Origin of the sequence: Pseudomonas sp. RIT-PI-a, assembly GCF_001187875.1 — a bacterium.
Lineage (GTDB): Bacteria > Pseudomonadota > Gammaproteobacteria > Pseudomonadales > Pseudomonadaceae > Aquipseudomonas > Aquipseudomonas coleopterorum.
Genome location: NZ_LGIR01000011.1, coordinates 135,703 through 159,953, shown reverse-complemented (window position 1 = coordinate 159,953; position 24,251 = coordinate 135,703). Strand labels below are relative to the sequence as shown.

The 24,251-nt window shown below is 62.9% G+C and carries 22 protein-coding genes; 9 read left to right on the top strand and 13 right to left on the bottom strand.

The features are described 5' to 3' along the window. Window positions 1-2: 2 nt before the first annotated feature. From AC788_RS02975 to AC788_RS02965, 3 genes are all read left to right on the top strand, one after another. Entirely contained in the window at window positions 3-803 is an 801-nt protein-coding gene (locus AC788_RS02975; protein WP_049859140.1) for an ABC transporter ATP-binding protein, read from the top strand. Between the two features lie 351 nt (window positions 804-1,154). Continuing rightward, entirely contained in the window at window positions 1,155-2,246 is a 1,092-nt protein-coding gene (locus AC788_RS02970) for an enoyl-CoA hydratase/isomerase family protein (protein ID WP_049859139.1), read from the top strand. Window positions 2,247-2,260: 14 nt separating this feature from the next. Next, a complete protein-coding gene (locus AC788_RS02965) occupies window positions 2,261-3,412 on the top strand; it encodes an acyl-CoA dehydrogenase family protein (protein WP_049859138.1) in 1,152 nt (383 codons plus the stop codon). A gap of 56 nt (window positions 3,413-3,468) precedes the next feature. Here AC788_RS02965 and AC788_RS02960 read toward each other — a convergent pair whose 3' ends face one another. Further along, window positions 3,469-4,242 (bottom strand): enoyl-CoA hydratase, encoded by a 774-nt coding sequence (locus AC788_RS02960; RefSeq protein WP_049859137.1) that lies wholly within the window; start codon window positions 4,240-4,242, stop codon window positions 3,469-3,471. A 243-nt stretch (window positions 4,243-4,485) separates the two neighbouring features. Here AC788_RS02960 and AC788_RS02955 point away from each other — a divergent pair, with 243 nt between their 5' ends. Continuing rightward, window positions 4,486-5,502 carry an alpha/beta fold hydrolase gene (locus tag AC788_RS02955; protein WP_049859136.1) on the top strand — a complete coding sequence of 339 codons (1,017 nt, stop codon included), beginning with the start codon at window positions 4,486-4,488 and terminating at the stop codon, window positions 5,500-5,502. A gap of 9 nt (window positions 5,503-5,511) precedes the next feature. Then, window positions 5,512-6,471, top strand: a complete 960-nt coding sequence (locus tag AC788_RS02950) for a D-2-hydroxyacid dehydrogenase family protein (RefSeq protein ID WP_049859135.1) — start codon at window positions 5,512-5,514, stop codon at window positions 6,469-6,471. A 6-nt stretch (window positions 6,472-6,477) separates the two neighbouring features. Here AC788_RS02950 and nagZ read toward each other — a convergent pair whose 3' ends face one another. Together nagZ and AC788_RS02940 are read right to left on the bottom strand one after the other, a co-directional pair. Beyond that, the gene (gene nagZ / locus AC788_RS02945) at window positions 6,478-7,476 is read right to left on the bottom strand and encodes a beta-N-acetylhexosaminidase (protein WP_177327946.1); all 999 of its coding nucleotides are present in this window, start codon (window positions 7,474-7,476) and stop codon (window positions 6,478-6,480) included. Window positions 7,477-7,533: 57 nt separating this feature from the next. Next, entirely contained in the window at window positions 7,534-8,241 is a 708-nt protein-coding gene (locus AC788_RS02940) for a TetR/AcrR family transcriptional regulator (protein ID WP_049859133.1), read from the bottom strand. A 229-nt stretch (window positions 8,242-8,470) separates the two neighbouring features. On the opposite strand from AC788_RS02940, the gene lexA reads away from it, so the two are divergent. Together lexA and sulA are read left to right on the top strand one after the other, a co-directional pair. After that, the gene (lexA, locus tag AC788_RS02935; protein WP_049859132.1) at window positions 8,471-9,079 is read left to right on the top strand and encodes a transcriptional repressor LexA; all 609 of its coding nucleotides are present in this window, start codon (window positions 8,471-8,473) and stop codon (window positions 9,077-9,079) included. A 9-nt stretch (window positions 9,080-9,088) separates the two neighbouring features. Next, a complete protein-coding gene (gene sulA, locus AC788_RS02930) occupies window positions 9,089-9,565 on the top strand; it encodes an SOS-induced cell division inhibitor SulA (protein WP_049859131.1) in 477 nt (158 codons plus the stop codon). Between the two features lie 62 nt (window positions 9,566-9,627). Here sulA and AC788_RS02925 read toward each other — a convergent pair whose 3' ends face one another. The 7 genes from AC788_RS02925 to AC788_RS02895 all read right to left on the bottom strand — a co-directional run bounded on the left by AC788_RS02925 (window position 9,628) and on the right by AC788_RS02895 (window position 17,741). Beyond that, window positions 9,628-9,861: a hypothetical protein gene (locus tag AC788_RS02925; RefSeq protein ID WP_049859130.1), complete on the bottom strand. Its 234-nt coding sequence runs from the start codon at window positions 9,859-9,861 to the stop codon at window positions 9,628-9,630. Between the two features lie 50 nt (window positions 9,862-9,911). Then, complete coding sequence (locus AC788_RS02920) at window positions 9,912-10,433, bottom strand: DUF6586 family protein (RefSeq protein ID WP_049859772.1); 522 nt, start codon at window positions 10,431-10,433, stop codon at window positions 9,912-9,914. 126 nt (window positions 10,434-10,559) lie between these two features. Next, on the bottom strand, window positions 10,560-13,172 hold the full coding sequence (topA, locus tag AC788_RS02915; protein WP_049859129.1) for a type I DNA topoisomerase: 2,613 nt from the start codon (window positions 13,170-13,172) through the stop codon (window positions 10,560-10,562). Between the two features lie 99 nt (window positions 13,173-13,271). Continuing rightward, window positions 13,272-13,523 (bottom strand): DUF1653 domain-containing protein, encoded by a 252-nt coding sequence (locus AC788_RS02910; protein ID WP_049859128.1) that lies wholly within the window; start codon window positions 13,521-13,523, stop codon window positions 13,272-13,274. A 104-nt stretch (window positions 13,524-13,627) separates the two neighbouring features. Then, on the bottom strand, window positions 13,628-14,803 hold the full coding sequence (gene fadA / locus AC788_RS02905) for an acetyl-CoA C-acyltransferase FadA (RefSeq protein WP_049859127.1): 1,176 nt from the start codon (window positions 14,801-14,803) through the stop codon (window positions 13,628-13,630). 3 nt (window positions 14,804-14,806) lie between these two features. After that, entirely contained in the window at window positions 14,807-16,984 is a 2,178-nt protein-coding gene (fadB, locus tag AC788_RS02900; RefSeq protein ID WP_049859126.1) for a fatty acid oxidation complex subunit alpha FadB, read from the bottom strand. Between the two features lie 319 nt (window positions 16,985-17,303). Further along, complete coding sequence (locus AC788_RS02895; protein ID WP_049859125.1) at window positions 17,304-17,741, bottom strand: hypothetical protein; 438 nt, start codon at window positions 17,739-17,741, stop codon at window positions 17,304-17,306. 109 nt (window positions 17,742-17,850) lie between these two features. On the opposite strand from AC788_RS02895, the gene AC788_RS02890 reads away from it, so the two are divergent. Then, window positions 17,851-18,294 (top strand): universal stress protein, encoded by a 444-nt coding sequence (locus AC788_RS02890; RefSeq protein WP_049859124.1) that lies wholly within the window; start codon window positions 17,851-17,853, stop codon window positions 18,292-18,294. Window positions 18,295-18,353: 59 nt separating this feature from the next. Here AC788_RS02890 and AC788_RS02885 read toward each other — a convergent pair whose 3' ends face one another. Next, window positions 18,354-20,267 (bottom strand): ATP-binding cassette domain-containing protein, encoded by a 1,914-nt coding sequence (locus AC788_RS02885; RefSeq protein ID WP_049859123.1) that lies wholly within the window; start codon window positions 20,265-20,267, stop codon window positions 18,354-18,356. Window positions 20,268-20,447: 180 nt separating this feature from the next. Here AC788_RS02885 and AC788_RS02880 point away from each other — a divergent pair, with 180 nt between their 5' ends. Next, the gene (locus AC788_RS02880; protein WP_049859122.1) at window positions 20,448-22,379 is read left to right on the top strand and encodes a transglycosylase SLT domain-containing protein; all 1,932 of its coding nucleotides are present in this window, start codon (window positions 20,448-20,450) and stop codon (window positions 22,377-22,379) included. Between the two features lie 33 nt (window positions 22,380-22,412). Here AC788_RS02880 and AC788_RS02875 read toward each other — a convergent pair whose 3' ends face one another. Together AC788_RS02875 and AC788_RS02870 are read right to left on the bottom strand one after the other, a co-directional pair. Continuing rightward, on the bottom strand, window positions 22,413-23,216 hold the full coding sequence (locus AC788_RS02875; RefSeq protein ID WP_049859121.1) for an MOSC domain-containing protein: 804 nt from the start codon (window positions 23,214-23,216) through the stop codon (window positions 22,413-22,415). Between the two features lie 65 nt (window positions 23,217-23,281). Beyond that, entirely contained in the window at window positions 23,282-24,211 is a 930-nt protein-coding gene (locus AC788_RS02870; protein ID WP_049859120.1) for a chemotaxis protein CheV, read from the bottom strand. Window positions 24,212-24,251 lie beyond the last annotated feature (40 nt).

Genomic DNA, 24,251 nt, shown 5'->3' with positions numbered 1-24,251 from the left:
ACATGAGCCATTACTTGAGTATCGAAAACGTCGACAAGCACTTCGAGCGCGACGGTGTCACCAGCCAGGTGCTGCGCGGGATCAACCTGAACGTCGCACGCGGCGAGTACATTTCCATCATCGGCCACTCGGGCTGCGGCAAGTCGACGGTGCTGAACATCGTCGCCGGGCTCATCGAATCGAGCAACGGTGCGGTGATTCTCGACGGCAAGGAAGTGCGCCAGCCGGGGCCGGACCGCAGTTTGGTGTTTCAGAACCATTCGCTGCTGCCCTGGCTGACCGTTTATGAAAATGTGGCCCTGGGCGTGGACAAGGTCTTCAAGCACAGCAAGAGCAAGAGCGAGCGCCATGCCTGGACCCTGCAAAACCTGGAAATGGTCAACATGACCCACGCGCTGCACAAGCGCCCGAGCGAGATTTCCGGCGGCATGAAGCAGCGTGTGGGCATCGCCCGCGCGCTGGCGATGCAGCCCAAGGTGTTGTTGCTCGACGAACCGTTCGGCGCGCTGGACGCGCTGACCCGCGCCCACTTGCAGGATGAGGTGATGCGCATCCAGAGCGAGCTGCACAACACGGTGATGATGATCACTCACGATGTCGACGAGGCGGTGCTGCTGTCCGATCGCATCGTGATGATGACCAACGGCCCGGCGGCGACCATCGGCGAAATCCTCACCATCGACCTGCCCCGCCCCCGCAGCCGCCTGGCCCTGGCCGACGATCCGCGCTACAACCAGTACCGCCTGGCGGTGCTCAGTTTCCTGTATGAGAAACAGGGAAAAGTCGTCGAAGCCGTCGCCTGAACCACCGCACCCGCCGCCGACGCGAGCGCCGCGTTCCCTGTAGCAGCGGCGCAAGCCGCGTCCGGCCTCACCGCGGTACCCCTGACCCACCGCAACCACCGCCGACGCGGCTCGCGCCGCTGCTACAGGAACGGCGCAAGCCGCGTCCGGCCTCACCGCTTCAGGTCCCGAAACGACACCGAACCCCGTTACGATGGCTCGGTCTACTGGATGCCGGCCAGCGTCCATCACCCGTGCAAATTTGCAGGCATTACCTGCATTAATCTGCATTGAAAGCTGCAAACTTGCCTGTCACGATCACCTGGTCCGCTTATTTATCTCAGGAAATCAATAACAAGCAGGGATTCAGCGATGACAACTCAGGTCTTTCCACCTCCCCAGCGGTCTTCCCTGGGGCTCGATGATCAGGTACTCGGCGAAGTCCGTAACCACATCGGCCACTTGACCCTCAACCGCCCCGCCGGTCTGAATGCACTCACCCTCGACATGATCCGTGGCCTACGCGGCTATCTCGACGCGTGGGCGCTGGACCCGCACATCCATGCCGTGGTGCTGCGTGGCGCTGGCGACCGCGGCTTCTGCGCCGGCGGCGACATTCGCAACCTTTACCTCAGCTATCGCGGCCATGAAGCCCTGCATGAGGTCTTCTTCGACGAAGAATACGCCCTGGACCAGTGCCTGCATCAGTATCGCAAGCCCGTACTGGCCCTGCTCGACGGCTACACCCTGGGCGGTGGCATGGGCCTGGCTCAAGCGGCCGAACTGCGCGTCGTCACCGAGCGCAGCAAGCTGGGCATGCCTGAAGTCGCCATCGGCTATTTCCCCGATGTCGGCGCCAGCTATTTCCTGAGCCGCATCCCCGGTGAAATCGGCACCTACCTGGGCGTCACCGGGGTCCAGATCGAGGCCGCCGATGCACTCTATTGCGGTCTGGCGGACTGGCACCTGGAAAGCGACCGGTTGACCCTGCTCGATGAGCGCCTGGACAGACTGCAATGGGGCGACAACCCTCTCAAGGATCTGCAGGGCGTCCTCGCCCGTCTCGGCGTGCAAAGCCTGCCCGACGCCCCGCTGCACCGGCTGCGGCCGGCCATCGATCACTTCTTCAGTCAGGACGACTTGACCAGCCTGGTCGAGCAACTGGAAAACGTGAACGTCGCCGACAGTCAGCAGTGGGCGCAGAACACCGCGCGGCTGATGCGCACCCGCTCGCCAGTGGCGATGGCGGTGACCCTCGAACTGCTGCGCCGCGGTCGCCACCTCAGCCTGGACGACTGCTTCGCCCTGGAGCTGCACCTCAACCGCCAGTGGTTCGAACAGGGCGACCTGATCGAAGGCGTCCGTGCTTTACTGATCGACAAAGACAAGAACCCGCGTTGGAACCCACCGACGCTAGACCGGCTCACGCCTGCGCGCATCGAGCCTTTCTTCCAAGGCCTCTGAGGCCGGAGTCTGCCATGCAAGACCTGGAACTGAGCGAAGAACAGATCATGATCCGTGACATGGCGCGCGACTTCGCCCGCGCCGAAGTTGCCCCCCATTCCCGTGCCTGGGAACAGGCCGGCTGGATCGATGACGCCCTGGTGGCGCAGATGGGCACCCTCGGGCTGCTGGGTATGGTGGTGCCCGAGCAATGGGGCGGCAGCTATACCGACTACGTCGCCTACGCCCTGGCGGTGGAAGAAATCTCCGCCGCCGATGGCGCGCTGGGGGCGTTGATGAGCGTGCACAACTCCGTAGGCTGCGGCCCCCTGCTCAACTATGGCAGCCCGGCCCAGCAGGACGCCTGGCTGGCGGCGCTGGCCAGCGGAGAGGCCATCGGCTGCTTCTGCCTGACCGAACCTCAGGCGGGCTCCGAGGCGAACAACCTGCGCACCCGCGCCGTGCTCGATGGCGAACATTGGGTCATCGACGGTGCCAAGCAATTCGTCACCAACGGTCGTCGGGCCAAGCTCGCCATCGTCTTCGCGGTGACCGACCCGGAACTGGGCAAGAAGGGCCTGTCCGCCTTTCTGGTGCCCACCGACACGCCCGGGTTCACCGTCGACCGCAGCGAGCACAAGCTCGGTATCCGCGCCTCCGACACCTGCGCCATCACCCTGAGCCAGTGTCGCGTCCCTGCCGCCAACCTGCTTGGCGAGCGCGGCAAGGGCCTGAACATCGCCCTGTCCAACCTGGAAGGCGGCCGTATCGGCATCGCCGCCCAGGCACTGGGCATCGCACGCGCGGCGTTCGAAGCGGCGTTGGGCTACGCCCGCGAGCGGGTTCAGTTCGGCAAGCCGATCATCGAGCACCAAAGCGTGGCTAACCTGCTGGCCGACATGCAGGTGCAGGTCAACGCCGCGAGACTGCTGGTGCTGCATGCCGCACGCCTGCGCAGTGCAGGCCTGCCCTGCCTGTCCGAAGCCTCCCAGGCGAAGCTCTTCGCCTCGGAAATGGCCGAGCGGGTCTGCTCCAGCGCCGTGCAGATACACGGCGGCTATGGCTATCTGGAAGATTATCCGGTGGAGAAGTATTACCGCGATGCGCGCATCACCCAGATCTACGAAGGCTCCAGCGAGATCCAGCGCATGCTGATCGCCCGCGAGCTGCGCAACTACCTACTGTAACTGCGCTGTAATCACCGCATAGCGACAGGGCTGGCTATGGACCAGCCCTGTTTCGATCAATTCCCCTTGAACTGCGGCTCGCGCTTGGCGATGAACGCCGCCATCCCCTCTTTCTGATCTTCGCTGGCGAAGGCGGCGTGAAACACCCGACGCTCGAAACGAACCCCTTCTGCCAAGCTCACCTCGAACGCACGATTGACGCTTTCCTTGACCATCATCGCGATCGGCAACGATTTCGCTGCGATCTGTGCGGCAACCTCCATGGCTTCATCCAACAACCCGTCGGCGGCCACGATGCGGGCCACCAGCCCTGAGCGTTCGGCTTCTTCGGCGCCCATCAGGCGACCGGTCAGGCACAGCTCCATGGCCTTGGCCTTGCCCACCGCATGGGTCAGGCGCTGCGTCCCACCCATGCCCGGCAGCACGCCCAGCTTGATTTCCGGCTGGCCGAACTTGGCGTTGTCGGCGGCCAGGATGAAATCGCACATCAACGCCAGTTCGCACCCACCGCCCAAGGCGAAACCGGCCACGGCAGCGATGATCGGCTTGCGTCGGTTGGCGACCCGGTCGCTCTCGTGAAACAGATCGTCCAGGTAGATCTGCGGATAGCGCAGTTCGGCCATTTCCTTGATGTCCGCGCCGGCGGCGAACGCCTTGGCCGAGCCGGTGAGAACGATGCAGCCGATCTCACGATCGCTTTCCAGAGTATCCAAGGCCTGATTCAGCTCGTCGATCAACTGAGCGTTGAGAGCGTTCAGCGCCTGCGGGCGGTTGAGCGTGATCAAACCCACGCGACCGCGGGTTTCCAAGAGGATGGTTTCAAAAGCCATGGCCTATCTCCAGGTGGAGGCATTCTCTGCCTCGATGATTATTGTTGTAGCGATCCATGGACGGCTCCCCGGCCATGATCGTGCGTCGTGTTTGTAGCATTCTGAAACCTGATGCGGGACATTTCTCGTCGCAGCCGGGCACCACCGGGCCATGTCGGCCTCCAATAGGTGCTACGGTGCTGGCCGGCAACACCCTGCAACCGTACGTCCATCCTGCGCCACCGTCCATTCCAGGAGGTCTCCATGCTTCGCCTGTCCCTGCTGGCGCTCGCCAGTGTCATCGCCCAGACGCTGCTCGCCGCCGAATCCTCGCCCGCCTACGGTCCCGAACTGCAGGGCTTCGACTATCCGTACACGCTGCAACATTACGCCTTCGAGTCCCAAGGCAAAAGCCTGCAGATGGGCTACCTGGACGTTGCCGCCAATGGCAAGGCCAACGGCCGCACCGTGGTGCTGATGCATGGCAAAAACTTCTGCGCCGCCACCTGGGAAAGCTCGATCAAGGCGCTCAGCGATGCCGGCTACCGAGTGGTCGCACCGGACCAGATCGGCTTCTGCACCTCCAGCAAGCCGGAACACTACCAATACAGTTTCCAGCAGCTGGCCAACAACACCCATGACCTTCTGACCCGCATCGGGGTCAAGGAAGCGGTGATCATGGGCCACTCCACCGGCGGCATGCTGGCGACCCGCTACGCCTTGATGTTTCCCGAGGACACCGAGCGCCTGGCCATGGTCAACCCGATCGGCCTGGAAGACTGGAAAGCCCTGGGCGTGCCCTATCGCAGTGTCGACCAGTGGTTCGAGCGCGAGTCCAAGGTCACCGCCGAGGGCATCCGCAACTACGAGCGCACCACCTACTATGGCGGTCGCTGGAAGCCGGAATACGATCGCTGGGTGGACATGCTCGCCGGCCTGAACAAAGGCCCGGGACATACCTTGGTGGCATGGAACTCGGCGCTGATCTACGACATGATCTTCACCCAGCCGGTGGTCTATGAGTTCAAGGACCTGAAGGTGCCGACCCTGCTGCTGATCGGCGACGCCGACACCACGGCCATCGGCAGCGATATCGCACCGCCCGAGGTCAAGGCACGGCTGGGCAAGTACGCCGTGCTGGGCAAGCAGGCCAGTCAGATGATCCCCCACAGCACCCTGGTGGAGTTCGCAGGCCTGGGCCACGCGCCGCAGATGGAAGAACCGGCGCGCTTCCACAAGGCCCTGCTCGACTGGCTGGACGTTCCCCAGAAACCGCTCTGACAAGAGGCAATGCCCATGCGAATAGCCGTCATCGACGATTGGCAATCGGTGGCTGAAAACGTGGTCGACTGGACCCCGCTGCAGGCTGTCGGCCAGCTCGACTTCATTCACGATTACCCTGCCGACGGCCGCGCTCTGGCCGAGCGTCTGGCGACCTATACCGTCATCTGCGTGATGCGTGAACGCACCTGTTTCGACGCAGCCCTGCTCCAGCAGCTGCCGCAACTCAAACTGCTGGTGACCGGCGGTATGCGCAACGCCGCCATCGACCTGCAGGCCGCGACCCGACTGGGCATTCAGGTCGCCGGTACCGACAGCTACAAGCATGCGGCGCCGGAGCTGACCTGGGCCCTCCTGATGGCCTTGACCCGTGACCTGCTCGGCGAAGCCCATTCGCTGCGCAGCGGTGGCTGGCAAATCGGCCTGGGTGGCGATCTGCATGGCAGCACCCTGGGCTTGCTGGGCCTGGGTAGCATCGGTGAGAAAGTGGCGCGCTTCGGCCAGGCGTTCGGTATGCGCGTGATCGCCTGGAGCCAGAACCTCACGCCGCAACGCGCCGCCGAAGTGGGCGTGGAGTACGTCGACAAACAGCAGTTGTTCGAACAGGCCGACGTGCTCAGCGTGCATCTGGTGCTCAGCGAGCGCAGCCGTGGGCTGGTCGATGCACAGGCTTTGACGTGGATGAAGCCGGGCGCGCGGCTGGTGAACACTTCACGCGGCCCGATCATCGACGAGACCGCGCTGATCCAAGCCCTGCGCGAGGGTCGCCTCGCTGGCGCGGCACTGGATGTGTTCGACGAGGAGCCGCTGCCGCAAGATCATCCGTTCCGCACGCTGCACAACGTGCTGGCGACGCCACACATCGGCTACGTTACCGGCAACAACTACCGGCTGTTCTTCACTCAGATGATCGAAGACATACTGGCCTGGCACGCCGGCCAGCCCGTGCGCCTGCTGGCCGGCCAGTAACCGCGGTCAGTCGATCAATGCCGCCGCGCGCAGTGCAGCAGTCGCCTGCTGCCAGCGCGGATGCTGACGGTACTCGACATTGGCGAAGGCCTGGCCGCGCATGGCGGCGATGCGTGGCGAAGGCTGCACGCCCATGCGCTGGGCAGCGCTCAAGGCCAGTTCGGCCGCAGCGCGGTCGTTGCACACCAGGCCCATGTCGCAGCCCGCGCTCAGGGCGGCTTCGATCCGACTGGCAGCGTCACCCACGACGTGAGCGCCGGCCATCGACAGGTCATCGCTGTAAATCACCCCTTCGAAACCCAGTTCGCCGCGCAGAATGTCCTGCAGCCAGCGACGCGAGAAGCCCGCCGGGTTGCCGTCCACCTGTGGGTAGATGACATGGGCCGGCATGACCGCCGCCAACTGGCCGGCCAACCGCGCGAAGGGCACCAGATCGCACGCGCGAATCTGCTCCAGGGAACGCTCGTCGGTGGGAATCGCCACGTGGGAGTCGGCTTCGGCCCAGCCATGGCCGGGAAAATGCTTGCCGCACGCTGCCATGCCTGCGGCATTCATGCCTCGGATGAACGCCCCGGCGAGCGCCGTCGCGCGCTCGGGATCACCCTCGAAGGCACGGGTACCGACCACGGCGCTGTGGCCATGATCGAGGTCCAGCACCGGCGCGAAGCTCAGGTCCAGGCCCACAGCCAGCACTTCGGCGGCCATCAACCAGCCGCAATGCTCGGCCAGGCCGACCGCATCGGCATGATGCGCCAACTCACGCATGGCCGGCAGACGCACGAAGCCCTGACGCAGACGTTGCACGCGTCCCCCCTCCTGATCCACAGCCAGGATCAGCTCCGGCCGTACGGCGCGGATGGCCGCGGTCAGCTCGCGTACCTGGCGTGGATGCTCGATGTTGCGCGCGAAGATGATCAGTCCGGCGACTTCGGGTTGGCGCAACAGATGCCGGTCCTCGGCGGTAAGCCAGGTGCCGGCGACGTCGACCATCAGGGAGCCTTGCAGACGAGCGCTCATGAGGTTTCCTTGTAGAGGGGGATCGGGAGGTTGGCCGTGCAGGCCTCAGGCCTTCACGGCGGCCGGCGTGCTCTTGCTGCGCGGGCGCAGCTGGGCCGCAGCCATGGCCGGGTCGGTCACCGCACTCTGCGCGCGCATGCCCGCCGCGAGGAATGGCACCATCAGACGCATGACCTGCTCGATTGAGGTGTCCATGCCAAAGTCGGTTTCGGCGATGGCACGCAGCGCCTTGATCCCGGACATGCTGAACGCGGCGGCGCCGAGCATGAAATGCACGCGCCAGAACAGCTCGATGGGCGGAATGCGCGGCGCTGCCTCATTGACCAGCAGCATATAGCGGCGGAACACCTTGCCGTACATGTCTTCGAGGTAACGACGCAGGTGACCCTGGCTCTGGCTGAAGGCCAGGCCCAGCAGGCGCATGAAGATGGAAAGGTCGTTGCCACTGCGCGGTTGCACCACCAGGGCCTGCTCGACGAGAATCTCGAGCAGCTCCTCGAGGCTGGCCTTGGGCGTGGCACTGGCCTGACGTCGCTCCAGCTCGCGGTCGAGGCTGGCACAGAAAGGCCCGAGGAATCGCGAGAACACCGCTTGGATGAGCGCCTTCTTCGAGCCGAAATGGTAGTTCACCGCCGCCAGATTGACCCCGGCCTTGCTGGTGATCAGGCGCAGCGACGTTTCCGCGAAGCCTTTTTCCGCAAAAAGCTGTTCCGCGGCATCGAGGATGCGTTCAACGGTTTCCGACTGGGCCATGGCAACTCCGCCTGACAAACACTTGTTTGAAACATACGTTTCAAAGCGCCCGACTGTCAAGTCCGAGCGGGCTGTTCGTGGCCATGGGGTCACGTATTAAAGCATACAAATTCATCGCCTTAGCGCAGCATGCGAACATCCACCGACCTCTGCTCCAGAAAACGATGTTGCCAAGCGCAATCCACTGTATATAATCCCAGTCACTGTACAAAAAGACAGAGCCATCCAAATGTTGAAATTGACGCCACGCCAAGCTGAAATTCTCGCCTTCATCAAGCGCTGCCTTGACGACAATGGCTTCCCACCTACCCGTGCAGAAATCGCCCAGGAACTGGGCTTCAAATCCCCCAACGCCGCTGAAGAACACCTCAAGGCCCTGGCGCGCAAAGGCGCGATCGAAATGACCCCGGGCGCCTCACGCGGCATTCGTATTCCCGGCTCCGAAGCGCGCAACGACGATTCCAGTCTTCCAGTGGTCGGCCGCGTTGCAGCGGGCGCGCCCATTCTGGCGCAGGAACACATCGAGGAGTCCTGCAAGATCAACCCGGGCTTCTTTCATCCACGCGCCGATTATCTGTTGCGGGTACAGGGCATGAGCATGCGTGATGTCGGCATCCTCGACGGCGACCTGCTCGCCGTGCACACCTGCCGTGAAGTGCGCAATGGCCAGATCGTCGTGGCCCGTATCGGCGATGAAGTGACGGTCAAGCGGTTCCAGCGCGAGGGCAACAAGGTTTTCCTGGTTGCGGAAAACCCCGACTTCGCACCCATTGAAGTCAACCTCAAGGATCAGGATCTGGTCATTGAAGGTCTGAGCGTCGGCGTCATTCGTCGATAAGGAGGCGTCATGCAGTTTCCCCTTTCATCCCAACAAGCACAGATGTCGCTGTTCGAAGCTTTCATGTCTGCACCGGTGGCGCCGCGATTCAAGGAGGCCGTCGAGTCGCCCTGGACCGTTGCCGAGCCGGATGTATTCAGCGAGATGTCGCTGCGCGGTGCTGCGGGGAACTGCCTGAACCTGCTGGCCCCCATGCTGCGCGAACTGAGCGAGGAGCAGGACGCGCGCTGGATGACCTTGATCGCGCCACCGGCGAGCCTGACCCAGGCCTGGCTGCGCGATGCCGGGCTCAATCGCGAACGGATACTGCTATTGCAGCCGCGGGGCACGCAGAGCGCACAGCAACTGGCGTGCGAAGCGCTGCGTCTGGGTCGTAGTCATACTGTGGTGAGCTGGCTCAATCCGTTGCCGGCCGTGGCCAGGCAACAATTGATCACGGCCGCACGCCAGGGCGGCGCGCAGAGCTTGAACATTCGATTGGGATAGCCAAGAAACACACTGGGTACTGTCCGCCCAGGCAAGCGCGAGGCGCTCGCTGAGCGGCAGCATCAGTGCAGGACGCGCGGCCCGTCGTCCTTGTCGATTTCACCTTCCACCAGCTTGCCGGCCATCTGTACGCCGACACTTAGCATGGCCTTGGCCACTTCTACATGCTGGCCCTGCAGAAATGCCTTGGCATCTTCGGAAAAATTCAGCGTCACCAGCGAACCTTCGTCCTCGGCACGACGCAACTCGATGCGGCCGTCAGGCAGCTCGACAATCTCAAGAAAGGACGTAGGCATAAGGACATGTTCTCCACGAAAGGCGAGCATTGTAGCAGCGCCACGCTGAATCAGCACTCACTCAACCCTTCTCTGAAGCGAACGGTCAAGCCCTTGAGCTGCTGACGCCAGCTTTCGAGCACCTCGCGACTCAGTTCCGGCTCCTCCACCTCGTCCAGATTGACCGCCTGTATCAACGGCTGGGTCACGTCCCCCTTGGGCTTCTTGGGCGCCCTGGGCGGTACGAACAGCGCGCCATGGGCGGCAAGCAACTGCGCCAGCCAGGTATGCGGATGCTGGGCCAACTCCACCAGTTCACCAAGTTCGGGAATCGACGTGCCATCCAACGCCTGCGGCGTCAGCAGGGTTTCGGCGCGCGCTGTGCCGGCCTGTGGCAGGCGGTAGTAACCGGCGATCTCATGGCAGAGCCCCAGCAAGGCACCGTAGAGGTGGAACAGCGCCGACTCGCGCTGCGCCTGCAACTGCGCCTGGGCGTTGATCGCCTGGCCCTGCTCGGCCTTGCCCATGGCTTCCAGCGCCAGCCCGGCGAAATAGATTTTCTGGTTGGTACGGGTGTAGAGCTCATAGGCCATGGTGGCGGTCTCCGCAATGAACACTGATCGCCTACAGTGTCGGGAACCCGCAGAGCCAGTGCAAGCCACAAATGAAAAAGGCCGCACGGTCCTGGCGGACGGTGCGGCCTCTTTGCAACCAGCGACTCAGCGCTTGTCTTCGACCTTCCAGGTCTTGCCGTCGTAGAAAGCCTTCCAACCGGTCGGCTTGCCCTCGACCTCGCTCTGCACGTACTGCTCCTTGGTCTTGCGGCTGTAGCGGATCACGGTCGGGCGTCCGTCCGGGTCCTTGATCGGCGCATCGAACAGGAAGCTGTACTTGGGATCGATCTCGTCCTTGTGCGGAATGATCTCCAGTACCAGCGGCGCGCGGGTCTCACGGTTCTTGGGGAACTGGCTGGCGGCCAGGAACAGACCCGAAGCGCCGTCGCGCAAGACGTAGGTGTCGTTGACCTTTTCGCACTTGAGCTCGGGCATCTTCACCGCGTCCATTTTCGGCGGCGCCGCTTCGCCGCTCTTGAGCAGCTTGCGGGTGTTCTTGCATTCGGGATTTGTGCAACCGAAAAACTTGCCGAAACGGCCGGTCTTGAGTTGCATCTCGCTGCCACACTTGTCGCACTCCAGGCTCGGGCCTTCGTAGCCCTTGATGCGGTAGTTGCCCTCTTCAATCTCGTAGCCTGGACAGTCGGGGTTGTTGCCGCAGATGTGCAGCTTGCGCTTCTCGTCGACCAGATAGGCATCCATGGCCGTTGCACAGATCGGGCAGCGATGCTTGCCGCGCAGGATCTGCGACTCGGACTCACCCTCGTCGTCGGCCGCGATCTCATCGCCCGGAATCAGGTTGATGGTCGACTTGCAGCGCTCCTTGGGCGGCAACGCATAGCCCGAACAGCCCAGGAACACCCCAGTGGAAGCGGTGCGGATCATCATCGGGCGGCCGCACTCGCGGCAGGCGATGTTGGTCAGGGTCGGCAGGTTGGCGCGCATGCCGCTGTCGGCAGCACCTGCAACATCGAGCTTGCCCTTGAAGTCGCCGTAGAACTCGTCGAGCACGTTCTTCCAGTCGCGCTCACCGTGAGCCACGTCATCGAGATTCTCTTCCATGCCGGCGGTGAAGCCGTAGTCCATCAGGTTGGAGAAGCTCTCGGACAAGCGCTCGGTGACGATGTCACCCATCTTTTCCGAGTAGAAGCGACGGTTGTGCAGCGCCACGTAGCCGCGGTCCTGGATGGTGGAGATGATCGCCGCGTAGGTCGAAGGTCGACCGATGCCGCGCTTCTCCATCTCTTTCACCAGGCTGGCTTCGGAATAGCGCGCAGGCGGCTTGGTGAAGTGCTGGGTCGGGTCTAGGTGCAACAGCTTGAGCTGTTCGCCCTGGTTCATGTCCGGCAGCACGTCGTCGTCGCCCGGCTTGCTCATCTGCGGCAGCACACGGGTGTAACCGTCGAACTTGAGGATGCGGCCTTTGGCGCGCAGCTCGAAATCGCCGGCCGCTACAGTAACCGTGGTGGACAGGTACTGGGCAGGCGGCATCTGGCAAGCCAGGAACTGACGCCAGATCAATTCGTACAGACGCTCGGCGTCACGCTCCATGCCGGCCAGCTTGCTGGGATGGGTGTTCACATCCGAGGGGCGAATGGCTTCGTGCGCCTCCTGGGCGCCTTCCTTGCTGCCGTAGACCATCGGCGCTTCGGGCAGGTACTTCTTGCCGAATTCGCTCTCGATGTAGGCACGCGCCATCTGCACGGCGTCCACCGACAGGTTGGTGGAGTCGGTACGCATGTAGGTGATGTAGCCGGCCTCGTACAAGCGCTGCGCCATCATCATGGTCTTCTTCACGCCGTAGCCCAGGCGGTTGCTTGCGGCCTGCTGCAAGGTCGAGGTGATGAAGGGCGCCGAAGGCTTGCTGCTGGTCGGCTTGTCCTCGCGCTTGACGATGCTGTAGCTGGCGTCCTTGAGCTTGGCCAGCGCGGCCATGGCCTGGGCTTCGTTCAAGGGTTTGAAGGCCTCGCCGTTCTCGCGGGCCACTTCGAAACGCACCTTGGCGGCCTTGGCCGACGCCAGGTCGGCGTGCACTTCCCAGTACTCTTCAGGGTTGAACGCGCGGATCTCGCGTTCGCGCTCGACCACCAGCTTCACCGCCACCGACTGCACGCGGCCTGCCGACAGCCCACGGGCGATCTTCTGCCACAGCAGAGGCGAGACCATGTAGCCGACCACGCGGTCGAGGAAACGTCGGGCCTGCTGCGCATTGACGCGGTCGATGTCCAACTCGCCAGGACGCGAGAACGCTTCCTGGATGGCTTTCTTGGTGATCTCGTTGAACACCACGCGCTTGTAGCGGCTGTCGTCACCACCGATGGCTTCGCGCAGGTGCCAGGCAATGGCTTCCCCCTCGCGGTCCAAGTCCGTCGCCAGATAGATGGTGTCGGCATCCTTGGCCAACCGGCGCAGCTCCTCGATGACCTTTTCCTTGCCGGGAAGGATCTCGTACTTGGCCTTCCAGCCCTGGTCCGGATCCACGCCCATGCGCGCCACCAATTGCTTGCGGGCCTTTTCCTTGGGCGAAAGCGCCGCTGCGTCGCTGGCGGCAGCCTTGCCGCGCTTGGCGGCCGGCTCCTTGCTGGCGCTCGCCGAACCGCTGGTGGGCAAGTCTCGGATATGGCCGATACTCGACTTCACCACGTACTGGTCACCCAGATACTTGTTGATGGTCTTGGCCTTAGCCGGGGATTCCACAATGACCAGCGATTTGCCCATGGATCGGAAAATTCCTGAATTCTTGAAATGAAAGGCATGCGGCGCCTTGCGAGGCTCCGCTATATATAGTGGTGAGAACCTGAGGTCAAGCGCCGGGGTTCAAGCGGTCGGCGCCTGCGGAACTGAAAACAGGCTGGGTTCGGCTTCGATCAAAGCAAAGCGCGGGACGCTCTCGCCGTCAACCTCGACCGACTCCAGAAACATGCTCAGCGGTCGAACCCAGAGGCCGTATTCGCCGTAAAGCGCCTGATAGAACACGACTTCCTGCTCGTCCTCGGAACTGCGCGCGACGCCGTAGACACGATACTCGGGGCCTTTGTAGTGACGATAGAGCCCTGGCTGTAACTGCATGGTGCGCCTCGCTTGAAATACGTGTTGAAAAACTTTTTGAGTAAACCGGAAAAAAGCAAAACCGGGACACTGGGCCCCGGTTCGCTCGACTCCATGCGTCTGGACTAGACGCGTTCGAAAACCGTGGTGATGCCCTGCCCCAGGCCTACGCACATGGTAGACAGACCGAACGTACCACCGTTCTGCTTCATGACGTTGAGCAGCGTGCCGGAAATTCGAGCACCTGAACAACCGAAAGGATGCCCCAGGGCGATGGCGCCGCCATGCAGGTTAACCTTCTCGTTCATCTTGTCGAGCACTTTCAGATCCTTGAGCACAGGCAGGGCCTGTGCCGCGAAGGCTTCGTTGAGCTCGATGAAGTCGATGTCGGCAATGCCCAGACCTGCGCGATTGAGCGCTTTCTGGGTCGCCGGAACCGGTCCGTAACCCATGATCGCAGGGTCGACGCCGGCCACGGCCATCGAACGGATCACCGCCAATGGCGTGATGCCCAGATCCTGGGCGCGCTGCGCCGACATCACGATCATGCACGAGGCACCGTCGGTGATCTGCGACGAGGTACCGGCCGTGACCGTGCCGCCCTTGGGGTTGAACGCAGGCTTGAGCGCGGCGAGGCTTTCCAGGGTGGTGTCGGGACGAATGGTTTCATCGTAGTCGAAGACCTTGATGAAGCCATTTTCGTCACAGCCCTGCATCGGGATGATCTCGTCCTTGAACTTGCCCTGCACCGTGGCCTGGTGCGCCAACTGGTGCGAGCGCACGCCGAAGGCGTCCTGTTGTTCGCGGGTGATGCCGTGCATTTTCCCGAGCATCTCGGCGGTAAGGCCCATCATGCCCGATGCCTTGGCGGCGTACAGCGACATGTGCGGGTTCGGATCGACGCCGTGCATCATGCCGACGTGCCCCATGTGCTCGACGCCACCGACCACGAACACGTCGCCGTTGCCGGTCATGATGGCCTGAGCCGCAGTGTGCAGTGCGCTCATGGACGAGCCGCACAGACGGCTGACGGTCTGGCCGGCTGCCGTGTGCGGGATCTGGGTCATCAGCGACGCCATGCGCGCGATGTTCCAGCCCTGCTCCAGGGTCTGGTTGACGCAGCCCCAGATCACGTCCTCGACTTCGGCCGGGTCGACCTTGGCGTTGCGTTCCAGCAGCTTGCTGATCAGGTGCGCCGACATGTCCTCGGCGCGGGTGTTGCGGTGCATGCCGCCCTTGGAACGGCCCATCGGGGTGCGACCGAAGTCGACGATCACCACGTCTCTAGGATTCAAGCTCATAAGTCATTCACCCTTGTTCTGTACGTTGGCCGCTTGCCCGAAGAAGGTCTGCCCGGTGCGCGCCATTTCACGAAGCTTCGGCGTTGGCTGGTACAGCGGACCCAGCTCCGCGTAGCGGTCGGCCAGGGCGACGAATTCGGCAACGCCCAGCGAATCGATGTAGCGCAGCGCACCGCCGCGGAAGGGAGGGAAACCGATGCCGTAGACCAGGCCCATGTCGGCCTCGGCCGCAGTTTCGACGATGCCGTCTTCCAGGCAGCGTACGGTTTCCAGGCACAGCGGGATCATCATCCAGTTGACGATATCCTCGTCGCTGACTTCGCGCTGTTCGTAGATCACTGGCTTGAGCACATCCAGAACCGCAGGATCGGCGACCTTCTTCGGCTTGCCGCGCTTGTCGGTCTCGTAGGCGTAGAACCCCTTGCCGTTCTTCTGCCCCAGCCGGTTGGCTTCGTACAACGCGTCGATGGCCGAGCGACGCTCGTCCTTCATGCGGTCCGGGAACCCTTCGGCCATCACGTCGCGGCCATGGTGACCGGTGTCGATACCGACCACGTCCATCAGGTAGGCCGGGCCCATGGGCCAGCCGAACTTTTCCATGACCTTGTCGATGCGCACGAAATCGACACCGGCGCTGACCAGTCGGGCAAAGCCGCCGAAATACGGGAACAGCACACGGTTCACCAGGAAGCCAGGGCAGTCGTTGACCACGATCGGGTTCTTGCCCATCTTGCGGGCGTAGGCGACGGTGGTCGCGACGGCGACTTCACTGGACTTCTCGCCACGAATCACTTCGACCAGCGGCATCATGTGCACCGGGTTGAAGAAGTGCATGCCGACGAAGTTCTCCGGGCGCTTGAGCGCCTGAGCCAGCAGGTTGATGGAAATGGTCGAGGTGTTGGACGCCAGGATGGTGTCGTCCTTGACCTGGGCCTCGACCTCGGCCAGTACGGCCTGCTTGACCTTGGGATTTTCCACTACAGCTTCGACGACGATGTCGACATGGCCGAAATCGCCATAGGACAGCGTCGGCCGAATGTCGTTGAGCGCTTCGGCCATCTTCGCTGCGGTCAGACGCCCTTTTTCGACACGGCCGCCCAGCAGTTTGGAGGCTTCGGCCAGGCCCTGCTCGATGCCTTTCTCGTTGATGTCCTTCATCAGGATCGGCGTGCCCTTGAGCGCCGACTGATAGGCGATGCCGCCACCCATGATGCCGGCACCGAGCACGGCAGCCTGGCTCACGTCGCGAGCCACCTTGTCGTAGCCACGGGCCTTGCGCTTGAGCTCCTGATCGTTGAGGAACAGACCGATGAGGCTTTGTGCAGCCGAGGTCTTGGCCATCTTGGCGAAACCGGCGGCTTCGATTTCCAGGGCTTTCTCGCGACCGAAGCTGGCTGCCTTCTGGATGGTCTTGATCGCCTCGACCGGCGCCGGATAGTTGGGCCCGGCCTGGCCGGCAACGAAACCCTTGGCGGTTTCGAACGCCATCATCTGCTCGATGGCGTTGAGCTTGAGCTTGGCCAGTTTGGGCTGGCGCTTGGCCTTGAAATCGAACTCGCCGCTGATGGCGCGCTTGATCAGGTCGAGCGCCGCGGCTTCGAGCTTGTCCGCTGCCACCACCGCATCGACCGCGCCCACCTTGAGCGCATCGTCGGCACCGTTTTCCTTGCCGGAGGCGATCCACTCGATGGCATTGTCGGCACCGATGATGCGCGGCAGGCGCACCGTGCCACCGAAACCCGGGTAGATGCCCAGCTTGACTTCGGGCAGGCCGATCTTGGCTTCGCTGGACATGACCCGGTAGTCGGCGGCCAGGCACATTTCCAGGCCGCCGCCCAGGGCGATGCCGTTGATGGCGGCAACCGTGGGAACCTCGAGGTCTTCGAAGTCGCTGAAGATACGATTGGCCTGCAGGTTACCCGCGACCAGTTCGGCCTCGGGCAATTTGAAATTCTCGACGAATTCGGTGATGTCCGCACCGACGATGAAGACGTCCTTGCCGCTGCTGACGATCACGCCCTGGACCGAAGCGTCGGCCTTGATCGCCGCGATCGCTTCGCGCAGCTCTTCGAGCGTGAGACGGTTGAACTTGTTGACGGACTCGCCCTTGAGGTCGAACCGCAGTTCGACGATGCCGCTTTCAAGAGCCTTCACCGAGATGGCTTTACCTTCGTAAATCATCCACTGATCTCCACGATATGGAAGCTGAACAGTACACGCCGGACGCTGGGTAAAAAGGGGGCGGTACATGGCCGCCGCTCTCTGTAGCCAGGCATACCCGTCAGCGCGGTAGTCGGGATAGTGCTGGAGCGTGACAGAAAAACGCTCGATTCATACGCCCGTTTGATTGGGGTGCGTGTACATTCACGGAAATGCGGGCGATTGTCAAATGCCGCGCTAGGCCTTTGAAAACGCGACTTTGCGGTCATTTCTGGAATGGGGAATAACACGCACCTGCGACAGCCTGCCGCAGGCATATGACGATAGCTGGAGATCGGGATCAAGCCAGCGCTTGCAGGACCTTGGCAATATCCTGAAGCACCTTTTCATCGCCCTTCTCGCCCCAGTACAGGGCCAACATCTGCGGACCGGCTTCGAGCTTGTAGACATCGGGCGGCAGGGTCGCCAGGTGCGGCAGCAGATGCGGATCGACGCAGGTTTCGCGCCATTGGTTGCACCACACGCCCGGTTCAGTTTGCCAGTAGCTCCAACTGTCGAACCGACCCTTGCGGCGTGGCCGATGGTATTGCGCGCACGGGTCGGGCGGCTCGACGCTCAACCAGTGTGGCCACTGCTGCGGCGCCAGCTGCATCGCCAGACCCATGCGACGGGCCTGCATGCGCACGGCCATGCGCCCGCTCTGGCTGCGCGAGGGCCGCAGCCATACCATGGGGCTGAGAATCAGCGCAAGGATTGACACGACTATCCACACCGTCATAAAGAGTACACCCGCTAAGCGTTTCAAATAGGTCGGCGAGGGATGTTCATGTCGCACCTCGCCCAAACAGTTCATACTCAAGCTATCGCAATTGTCAGGAGTGCTTCTCATGCCCTACCAACACATTCTGGTCGCAGTCGACCTCACCGAAGAGTGTGACCCGGTCATCAAACGGGCCAGGGAACTGGCGGTCAGCAATGGCGCCAAGCTCTCGCTGGTGCACATTGTAGAACCGATGGCCATGGCATTCGGCGGGGATGTGCCGATGGATCTCTCGCAATTGCAACAGCAGCAGTTCGACCAGGCCAAGGAGCGCCTGGAAACGCTGAAGCTCAAGTACCCGGACCTGGTAGTGGGCGACTGCCATCTGACCTATGGCCAGCCGCGCCAGGAAATTCACAACCTGGCGAAGAAGTCCGAGTGCGATCTGGTCGTGGTTGGCAGCCATGGCCGTCACGGCCTGGCGCTGCTGCTGGGCTCCACGGCCAACGACGTGCTGCACGGTGCGCCGTGCGACGTGCTGGCTGTACGCTTGGTCAAGCGCGCCGAGTAAGGATCATCAGCGGGGCCGAGCGGCAGCTGCGGCCTCGCTGAAGATTCCGGTGTCGTGCCTCAGGCGTCGAGCTCGGCCCAACGCTCGACCATGGCTTCCAGCTCGGCCTGCGAAGCTTCCAGTTTGGCTATGACGGCGGCGGTCTGTTCGGCAGGTCGCTGGTAGAACCCGGCATCGGCCATCTCGGCCTCCAGCGCCGCGATTTCCTGCTCCTTGGCGTCGATCTGGCCCGGCAGGGCTTCCAGCTCACGCTGAAGCTTGTAGCTGAGCTTCTTCTTCGCTGGCGCCGGTGCTTCGGCTGGTACAGGCTCCGGGGCCTTGACCACGGCACTGTTGAGCTCGGCCTTGCCCGACTTGTTCTCGGTCACGCCCAGCAGCTTGGGCGAGCCGCCCTGGCGGATCCAGTCCTGATAACCGCCCACGTATTCACGCACCTTGCCCTCGCCTTCGAACACCAGGGTGCTGGTCACGACGTTGTCGAGGAATGCCCGGTCGTGGCTGACCATCAGCACGGTGCCCTTGAAGCCGGAAAGCACTTCTTCGAGCAGTTCGAGGGTCTCGACGTCGAGGTCGTTGGTCGGTTCGTCCAGTACCAGCAGGTTGGCCGGCTTGCTGAACAGCTTGGCCAGCAGCAGGCGCGCACGCTCACCGCCCGACAGTGCCTTGACCGGCGTACGGGCACGCTGGGGACTGAACAGGAAGTCGCCCAGGTAGCTCAACACGTGGCGGCTTTGCCCGTCGATGTCGATGAAGTCGCGGCCTTCGGCGACGTTGTCGATGACCGTCTTCTCCAAGTCCAACTGGTGGCGCAACTGGTCGAAGTAGGCGACGTCCAGGCGCGTGCCGACGTCGACCGAACCACTGGTGGGCTGCAGGTTGTCGAGCATCAGCTTGAGCAGGGTGGTCTTGCCGGTACCGTTGGCGCCCAGCAGGCCGATACGGTCCTCGCGTTGCAGGACCATGGAGAAATCCTTGATCAGCATCGGCCCACCCGGATGGGCGAAGCTGACGTTGTCGAGCACCATGACCTGCTTGCCGGACTTGTCGGCGGTATCGAGCTGGATGTTGGCCTTGCCGGTGCGTTCGCGACGCTCGCCACGTTCCACACGCAGCGCCTTGAGGGCACGCACACGGCCTTCGTTGCGGGTACGCCGGGCCTTGATGCCCTGACGGATCCACACCTCTTCCTGGGCCAGGCGCTTGTCGAACAGCGCGTTGGCGGTTTCCTCGGCGGCCAGCATGGCTTCCTTGTGCACCAGGAAGCTGGCGTAGTCGCCATTCCAGTCGATCAGGCCGCCGCGGTCCAGTTCGAGAATGCGGGTGGCCAGGTTCTGCAGGAAGGAACGGTCGTGGGTGATGAACAGTACCGCGCCCTGGAAATCCTTGAGGGCTTCTTCGAGCCAGGCGATGGCGCCGATGTCCAGGTGGTTGGTGGGTTCGTCGAGCAGCAGCAGATCCGGCTCGGACACCAGCGCCTGGGCCAACAGCACGCGACGGCGCCAGCCACCGGAGAGTTGCTTGAGGGTCTTGTCGGCTGGCAGCTGCAAACGGCTCAGGGTGCTGTCGACCAACTGCTGCAGGCGCCAGCCGTCACGGGCTTCGAGGTCCTGCTGGACATGCATGAGCTTGTTCAGGTCTTCGTCGGTGACGATGTTCTGGCTCAGGTGGTGGTATTCGGCCAGCAATGCGCCGACGCCGTCCAGGCCTTCGGCAACCACGTCGAACACGGTCCGTTCGTCGGCCACCGGCAGTTCCTGGGGCAATTCGCCGATTTTCAGCCCGGGCGCGCGCCAGACGGCGCCGTCATCGGGTTTCTGCACGCCCTTGACCAGCTTCAGCATGCTGGATTTGCCAGTGCCGTTGCGGCCGATGATGCACACCCGCTCACCACGGGCGATCTGCCAGGACACCTTGTCCAACAACGGCATCGCGCCGAATGCAAGGGACACATCGCTGAATTTGAGCAGGGTCATGAGCTTCTCCAAAAACCGGGCGCGCATTCTAACCGACTTTTGCCCTGGCTGACCGAAGGCGGCAATAAAATGAATGATCCTGAACGCTTTCATCGCGCCTGCTCTAGAGGCTAAGCTAGGCTCACTTCTTTAGTGCTGGCACTGCCGACACTTGTCACGTCCTCTCTGCCTGGAAGTCTCATGCGCAGTCGCCTGTTCAGCCTGTTTTCCTGCCTTATCCTGTCTGCTTCCAGTGTCGCCACTGTTCAGGCCGCCGACCTGGCCACCCAGCGCCAGTACTACGACGAAGCCAAGCGCGCCCTGGCCAAGGGCGACAGCGGGCCGTACATGCGCTACGCCGCCGAGTTGCAGGATTACCCTCTGGAGGCGTACCTGGCCTACGACGAGCTCACGCCGCGCCTGCGCAGCGCGAGCAACGCCGAAATCGAGGGCTTCCTGGCCAAGCATGGGGACCTGCCCCAGGCCAACTGGATGAAACTGCGCTGGCTGCGGCAACTGGCCGAGCGCGGCGAGTGGGCACCGTTCGTCAAATACTACGACCCCAAGCTCAACTTCAAGGAGCTCGACTGCCTGTACGGTCAGTACCAGTTGAGCAACAGCCAGCTGCGCGCCGAAGGCTATGCCAACGCCGACAAGCTGTGGCTGACCGGCAAAACGCTGCCCACGGCCTGTGACGGCCTGTTCCAGCGCTGGGCCAGTGAAGGCCAGCTCACCGAGAACAAGCGCTGGCAGCGCGCCAAGCTTGCCGCCCAGGCGCGCAACTATCCATTGGCTACCAGCTTGGTGCAGGGTCTGACCACGCTGTCGAGCCAGGGTCGCCTGCTGCTGGATGTCGCGCAGAAGCCCGAATTGCTCGACCAGCCTTCGCGCTTCATGCCGGTGGACGAAGCCATGTCCGACGTGGTCGGGCTGGGTCTGCGCCGCCTGGCTCGGCAGGATCCGGACAAGGCCATGCTGATGCTCGACAGCTATGCCAGCAGCATGCGCTTTTCGGCCGAGGAAAAAGTCGCCATTGCCCGCGAGATCGGCCTGACCCTGGCCCGCCGCTACGACCCGCGCGCGCTTGAGCTGATGACCCGCTACGACCCGGAGCTGCGCGACGACACCGTTACCGAGTGGCGCCTGCGCCTGCTGCTGCGACTGGGCCGCTGGCAGGACGCCTACGACCTGACCACCCGCCTGCCCAAGGACCTGGCGCAGACCAACCGCTGGCAGTACTGGCAGGCACGCAGTCTGGAGCTGGCCCAGCCGCAGAGCGCCAAGGTGCCGCAGCTGTACAAGGCCGTCGCCAAGGAACGTGACTTCTACGGATTCCTGGCGGCCGACCGCCTCCAGGCACCCTACTCGCTCAACAACAAGCCCCTGGTGATGAGCCAGGCGCTGGTCAACAAGGTGCGCAACACCGCCGGCATCCGTCGTTCGCTGGAGCTGTATGCGCGCGGCCAGATCGTCGATGCGCGGCGCGAGTGGTATCACGTCAGCCGTCATTTCGATCGAGATGAGATGGTCGCCCAGGCCAAGCTGGCCTACGACATGCGCTGGTATTTCCCGGCCATTCGCACGATCAGTCAGGCACAGTACTGGGACGATCTGGACATCCGTTTCCCGATGGCCCACCGCGACACCTTGATCCGCGAAGCCAACGTGCGCGGTCTGCACACCAGCTGGGTGTTTGCCATCACCCGTCAGGAAAGCGCGTTCATGGACGACGCCCGTTCCGGCGCCGGTGCCATGGGGCTGATGCAGTTGATGCCGGGCACTGCCAAGGAGACCTCGCGCAAATTCAGCATCCCGCTGTCGTCACCGCAGCAAGTCCTGGACCCCGACACCAACATCCAACTGGGCGCGGCCTACCTGAGCCAGGTGCACAGCCAGTTCAACGGTAACCGAGTGCTGGCCTCGGCAGCGTACAACGCAGGTCCGGGCCGTGTTCGGCAGTGGCTCAGAGGCGCCAACCATCTGAGTTTCGATGTCTGGGTGGAATCCATTCCGTTCGACGAGACACGCCAATACGTGCAGAACGTATTGTCCTACGCGGTCATCTACGGCGAGAAGCTCAACGCGCCGCAGCCGGTGGTGGATTGGCACGAGCGTTTCTTCGACGACCAGTGAGTCGATGGCGGCAGCTCCAGGGCTGCCGCCAGCTCACTCCAGGACAGTGATGGGCATGCCCACTTCAAGCACGCCGGCGCCATCGCAGACCAGGTTCTGACCGAACATGGCATGGCCGTCCTGAAGCCGGTAGCCCTTGAGCGTGGTCAACGGCTCGCGATCGGCGCTGCGCTCGCCGGTCTGCGGATCCAGGGTGGTGAGAATGCAACGCGCACACGGTTTGAGCACGCGGAAATCCACGTCACCGATACGAATGCGTTTCCAGTCATCCTCGGCAAATGCCGGGCTGCCCTGCACCACCAGGTTGGGGCGAAACCGGATCATTTCCAGCGAGCGGCCGACTCGTGCAGACAGATCGTCCAGCGAACCCTGGCCGATCAGCAGCAGCGGAAACCCATCGGCGAAGGCCACCTTGTCGCCGTGCTCGCCATAGACGGCACTGACCGTTCGGGCGCGGTCAGCGGGCATATAGACCAGCCGAGTGGGTTTTCCGAGGAAATCGCTCACCCAGTGCGCGGCAGCGTCGCCTGCGTCAGGCGCTTCGAAGCTGTCGTACCAGACCTTGACCTGGCGCAAGTCACCTGAAACGGGCACCGGTACATGCAGGTCGGGGAAATCCGTTGCACTCAATACCAAGTCACCCTCGGCTGTAACTCGCGTGTGCAACTGTGTCAGGCGTGGCACCGAGCGTTGCGAGAGGAACAGCCCACGCTCCGCGTCGACCAGCATCCAGCGTCGATCACCCACCAGCCCCAGACCGTCGACGGCCGACTGCTGCAGGGACTGACCCAAGGCTGATTTGAGCGGATAACGATACAACGCGGCAAGGCTCGACATGGCCAAGTTCCTTTGAGCAAAAGAACCGAGTCTAGCGGAACCGCCAAGGCCATGACGAGTCGGGATCAGTGTCGATCCATTTCCAGACGCTGGCGGACCACGTCGACCAGCTTGTCGGGCTGAAACTTTGACAAGAAATTGTCGCAGCCGACCTTTTTCACCATGGATTCGTTGAAGCTGCCAGATAGCGAAGTGTGCAGCACCACGTACAGTTCGCGCAGCCGTGGGTCGTTGCGGATTTCGGTGGTCAGGCGGTAGCCGTCCATTTCCGGCATTTCGGCATCGGTGAACACCATGAGCAGCTTGTCGGTCATGCGCTCGCCGGTGTCGGCCCAGGCCTTGAGCTTGTTCAGCGCCTTCAGGCCATCGCTGGCCACATGCATCTTGATGTCCAGCTGCGACAGCGTATCGCGCAGCTGCGCCAGAGCCACCGAGGAGTCGTCCACCAGCAGCACTTCACGGCCACGTGCGCGCGCCAGGATCGGATCGTCGAGTTTGTCCCGGGAAACACGGGCGTTGTAGGGGACGATTTCGGCGAGCACCTTTTCCACGTCGATGATCTCGACCAGTTGCTCGTCGACTCGGCTGATCGCAGTGAGGTAGTGCTGGCGCCCGGCGCTGGCCGGAGGCGGCAGGATCGATTCCCAGTTCATGTTGACGATGCGGTCGACACCGCCGACCAGAAAAGCCTGAATCGAGCGGTTGTACTCGGTCACGATGATGGTGCTGCTGGGCCCTGGCACCAGCGGGCGCATGCCGATCGCTTGGGAAAGATCGATCACCGGCAGGGTCTGCCCGCGCAGGTTGATCACGCCGCAGACGAAGGGGTGACGCTGCGGCATCAGCGTCAGCTTGGGCAACTGCAGGACTTCCTGGACCTTGAACACGTTGATCGCGAACAGTTGCCTGCCAGCCAGGCGAAACATGAGCAGTTCCAGCCGGTTTTCGCCCACCAGCTGCGTACGTTGGTCAACCGTGTCGAGAATGCCGGCCATGTGAAGCTCCAAAGCCCAAGTGAAAGTAGAGGTACCGGGC

Excerpts from the sequence above, each read along its gene's own strand:
- AC788_RS02880 (WP_049859122.1), top strand. The coding sequence starts at position 20,448 with ATGCGCAGTCGCCTGTTCAGCCTGTTTTCCTGCCTTATCCTGTCTGCT.
- topA (WP_049859129.1), bottom strand. The coding sequence starts at position 13,172 with ATGGGCAAATCGCTGGTCATTGTGGAATCCCCGGCTAAGGCCAAGACC.
- AC788_RS02885 (WP_049859123.1), bottom strand. The coding sequence starts at position 20,267 with ATGACCCTGCTCAAATTCAGCGATGTGTCCCTTGCATTCGGCGCGATG.
- AC788_RS02920 (WP_049859772.1), bottom strand. The coding sequence starts at position 10,433 with ATGGCCTATGAGCTCTACACCCGTACCAACCAGAAAATCTATTTCGCC.
- AC788_RS02955 (WP_049859136.1), top strand. The coding sequence starts at position 4,486 with ATGCTTCGCCTGTCCCTGCTGGCGCTCGCCAGTGTCATCGCCCAGACG.
- AC788_RS02875 (WP_049859121.1), bottom strand. The coding sequence starts at position 23,216 with ATGTCGAGCCTTGCCGCGTTGTATCGTTATCCGCTCAAATCAGCCTTG.
- lexA (WP_049859132.1), top strand. The coding sequence starts at position 8,471 with ATGTTGAAATTGACGCCACGCCAAGCTGAAATTCTCGCCTTCATCAAG.
- AC788_RS02870 (WP_049859120.1), bottom strand. The coding sequence starts at position 24,211 with ATGGCCGGCATTCTCGACACGGTTGACCAACGTACGCAGCTGGTGGGC.
- AC788_RS02960 (WP_049859137.1), bottom strand. The coding sequence starts at position 4,242 with ATGGCTTTTGAAACCATCCTCTTGGAAACCCGCGGTCGCGTGGGTTTG.
- AC788_RS02975 (WP_049859140.1), top strand. The coding sequence starts at position 3 with ATGAGCCATTACTTGAGTATCGAAAACGTCGACAAGCACTTCGAGCGC.
- AC788_RS02890 (WP_049859124.1), top strand. The coding sequence starts at position 17,851 with ATGCCCTACCAACACATTCTGGTCGCAGTCGACCTCACCGAAGAGTGT.
- AC788_RS02940 (WP_049859133.1), bottom strand. The coding sequence starts at position 8,241 with ATGGCCCAGTCGGAAACCGTTGAACGCATCCTCGATGCCGCGGAACAG.
- sulA (WP_049859131.1), top strand. The coding sequence starts at position 9,089 with ATGCAGTTTCCCCTTTCATCCCAACAAGCACAGATGTCGCTGTTCGAA.
- AC788_RS02970 (WP_049859139.1), top strand. The coding sequence starts at position 1,155 with ATGACAACTCAGGTCTTTCCACCTCCCCAGCGGTCTTCCCTGGGGCTC.
- fadA (WP_049859127.1), bottom strand. The coding sequence starts at position 14,803 with ATGAGCTTGAATCCTAGAGACGTGGTGATCGTCGACTTCGGTCGCACC.
- AC788_RS02910 (WP_049859128.1), bottom strand. The coding sequence starts at position 13,523 with ATGCAGTTACAGCCAGGGCTCTATCGTCACTACAAAGGCCCCGAGTAT.
- AC788_RS02950 (WP_049859135.1), top strand. The coding sequence starts at position 5,512 with ATGCCCATGCGAATAGCCGTCATCGACGATTGGCAATCGGTGGCTGAA.
- AC788_RS02925 (WP_049859130.1), bottom strand. The coding sequence starts at position 9,861 with ATGCCTACGTCCTTTCTTGAGATTGTCGAGCTGCCTGACGGCCGCATC.
- AC788_RS02965 (WP_049859138.1), top strand. The coding sequence starts at position 2,261 with ATGCAAGACCTGGAACTGAGCGAAGAACAGATCATGATCCGTGACATG.
- AC788_RS02895 (WP_049859125.1), bottom strand. The coding sequence starts at position 17,741 with ATGACGGTGTGGATAGTCGTGTCAATCCTTGCGCTGATTCTCAGCCCC.
- fadB (WP_049859126.1), bottom strand. The coding sequence starts at position 16,984 with ATGATTTACGAAGGTAAAGCCATCTCGGTGAAGGCTCTTGAAAGCGGC.